Consider the following 2,880-nt stretch of genomic DNA (forward strand, 5'->3'; position numbering starts at 1 on the left):
TTTATCGCCGCGGTACACGTCCGTTGTATCGCTATTTGGGCTGCTATCCGTACTTAATTCGTGTAGACACTATCTAACGCTGATTGCAAAAGAGAATCTGGAAGGATCGTTTATAGGATAAGTAACTCTATACCCATTTTTACCTACAATCTTTTCAATCCACCTTGACATATAATTATGCACATTTAGATTCGGCTGTATTCTATTAATTTGCGCACAATACCAATCAGCAAACTCCTTCTTTTCTGTTTTTGATAATTGGATATTTTCAGGTAAGGCATAACTGGGAGTAACAGTTATGTAAGAGTAGCGATCATCAAAAATAAGCGATAACTTGACACCTTTAAATGCGGTAACAGCTTTGTCGTTGCTTGTATAGTGTATATAGTCGTTGTTATCCCAAATTCTGTCTTTTGAACACTTCATATTGCTTTTAGTAGCTAAAATAAAAGTTATAGTTTTTAATAGCAACTCCTTATATGCACCGATTTTTATAACAGAATCTCTGGTAAGTGGGCATAGTTCTATTGTTCCTTTGAGCCTATCGGAACAGATAGTACGTATTTTTTCTTTAGCACCCCAAGCATAGATCATTCCTTTATACGGAACAGCCATAATTCCAAAGTTATATAAATATTTACAGTACGCCCACATACTCTCTTTTTCATTAAAGCATAACTCAAATTGATAACATTGCTTTGGAAATATGATTGGGAAAGCATTTGTGTTGACAAGCTTATTTATTTTTGCGGGGGACAGCGAGAATCTGGTTTTTTGAAGTTGAATATTATCAGATAGTTGCTTCTTTATTGTATCTATTTGGGCGAGAAACTCCCGATTGTTGCTCATGCAATGGCGTGAAATACTATATAAAAGGCTGTCAAACCCCTCTGCTGCAATATAATAAGCCTCACGCCCATGTTTACAAGCAGAATCAAGTAGAGCCTGAACAGACTGAGAAGTATTTTTCCCATATCCGCACCAAAATAGTTTTCCAGCACCGGCCTGTTTGTAAACTTCATTTAAAGCGGCCATTAATGATTTGTCGCGACCGCTATATCCGATTACAATTAAATCGCGGTTTGTAAGTTCGTGCATAAGTGCAGAAATAAAAATATCGTTTTGTGTGTCTAATTCTTCTGCGGTATTTTTTAATGCTCCATATTTATAATCGCCATGAAGTTCGATACACAACAGTTCATTATCGACATCGCCACGATATACACGATCGGCAACATCAGTGGAAATCTCTATAGGAGTCAAGGGGGTGTATTTGTGAGCACATTTAACCATTAGACCGTCAAAATTTGTCGTCCAGACACTTTTGATAATACCTATTTGTGCTAACATTGAAATCAAGTGATATCCTAAGCTGGGTTCACAGCCAGACACCAAATGCTGAAAATATTTACGTCGATCATCTGCAATTGGAAAAGACTTTTCAGCATAAAAAGAGTATTCTTCTTCACTTCCTTTAGCTGGATATATGTTTTGATTATCTAACCACTTTTGAATAACAGTTCGGACGCTATCTGACTTTGTATTATTGTATACACCAACGAGAGCAGGGTTTTGGGACAAAAAAATCTCTTGCTTCCAGCCTCATATGCAATCAGAAGCAGATGGAACGCCCGATTCTACGGATGCACCTGCACCAATCAGAAGAGAATGAGGTGTATCAATATTCTGCTTTAGTGAACGTAAAAATTCATCAAAAGTTAATGAGTTCGTATAATTCTTACTCTTATTAAATCAATAATTACAGTTTAGTACTCATTATAGACTAAGTAGGACATACTTTCAATGTTTTTCCAAATCCTCCAACTGCACGATAAGACCGTCCGACAGCTTGTCGCTTGCCACCGCAAAGTGAAGCCGCCCGCTCGCTTCGTCCGTCAAACGGAACAGCCTGTCCTGGATTCGGCAGAAGGTGTCCTCAAGACAGAGGTAAAGCACGTCGCCCTCCTGTGTGGGCATATCCCACAAGGGGATTCCCTGCGACACGCATAGGCAGAGCTTTAGCATGAGCCAGCTCTTGCCGATTTTCTGTGAGCCGCAGAACAGGGTTAAGCCCGTGGGTATCAGACCGTCCACCACAAAAGACGGCTTCTCAAGCGGTTCATAAAGGAGCGTGTCGGCGTTGACCGTCTGAAGCTTCTGCATGGGATTCCTCCTTTCGGGCGGTATCTTTGGTTTTGTTGCACATAGGCGTGACCTCCTTAAAATAGATTTACTCCCACGGAAAAAGCGGGAGTATGTAATGCCGCCATCCCCACGCCGATAAAAAGCGGATTCCTTTTTCGGATGGTGGCGGTCACGGTTGGAGATACTTCCTCATTTCTGCTTTGACTTTCTCCCTTGCAACTGAAACAGACTTCTGGACAGCCGAAGCGGTGCAATGCTCCATCTCGCCGATTTGGTAAAAGTTGAAATCATACTCGTAATAGAGCAGGAAACGCCGCCTTTGTATCTCTGGCAGTCGGGCAACCGCCTTAGATAACAGTTCATTCCGTTCTTTCTCAATCATGCGTTCATCAAGCGTCTTAGGCACTCGCAACGCACGTCTGTAAAGGGTTTCGTCCCAAACCTCGTTAAACTCCCTGTGCCGCTGGTTCCATTGCTGAAGGTTTCTGTTCCTGCGTTCCATCTGCCGAAACTCAAAAAATAATTGCTCGGTTACTTCCAGTTCGTGATACTCCCCCTGCCCGTCCTTAAAGCTGATAAAATACCTTTTTCCACTTTCCGTGGATTCCTCTCGAAGCGTGTACACCTTTGCCCCGTATGCCATTTCCTTTCCTCCTGCTAGATAGCGTCGTCAATAAAAATGTGATATAATAGTCCTCAAAAAAGAAGGAGGGCAAAAAATGGCGATGGAACAGC

2 protein-coding genes and 1 pseudogene are annotated in these 2,880 nt (G+C 41.6%); all 3 read right to left on the minus strand.

Annotated elements, in window-relative coordinates; all coding sequences use genetic code 11:
* Nucleotides 1-69: 69 nt before the first annotated feature.
* The 3 genes and pseudogenes from D1841_RS16885 to D1841_RS16895 all read right to left on the minus strand — a co-directional run bounded on the left by D1841_RS16885 (nucleotide 70) and on the right by D1841_RS16895 (nucleotide 2,788).
* Complete coding sequence (locus tag D1841_RS16885; protein ID WP_160644816.1) at nucleotides 70-1,581, minus strand: SIR2 family protein; 1,512 nt, start codon at nucleotides 1,579-1,581, stop codon at nucleotides 70-72.
* Between the two features lie 225 nt (nucleotides 1,582-1,806).
* Nucleotides 1,807-2,163, minus strand: a pseudogene (locus D1841_RS16890) (AAA family ATPase); the annotation flags it as partial.
* A gap of 151 nt (nucleotides 2,164-2,314) precedes the next feature.
* Nucleotides 2,315-2,788: an RNA polymerase sigma factor gene (locus D1841_RS16895; protein ID WP_160644817.1), complete on the minus strand. Its 474-nt coding sequence runs from the start codon at nucleotides 2,786-2,788 to the stop codon at nucleotides 2,315-2,317.
* Nucleotides 2,789-2,880: the final 92 nt, after the last annotated feature.

Source organism: Neglectibacter sp. X4 (genome assembly GCF_009917365.1).
GTDB lineage: Bacteria > Bacillota > Clostridia > Oscillospirales > Acutalibacteraceae > Acutalibacter.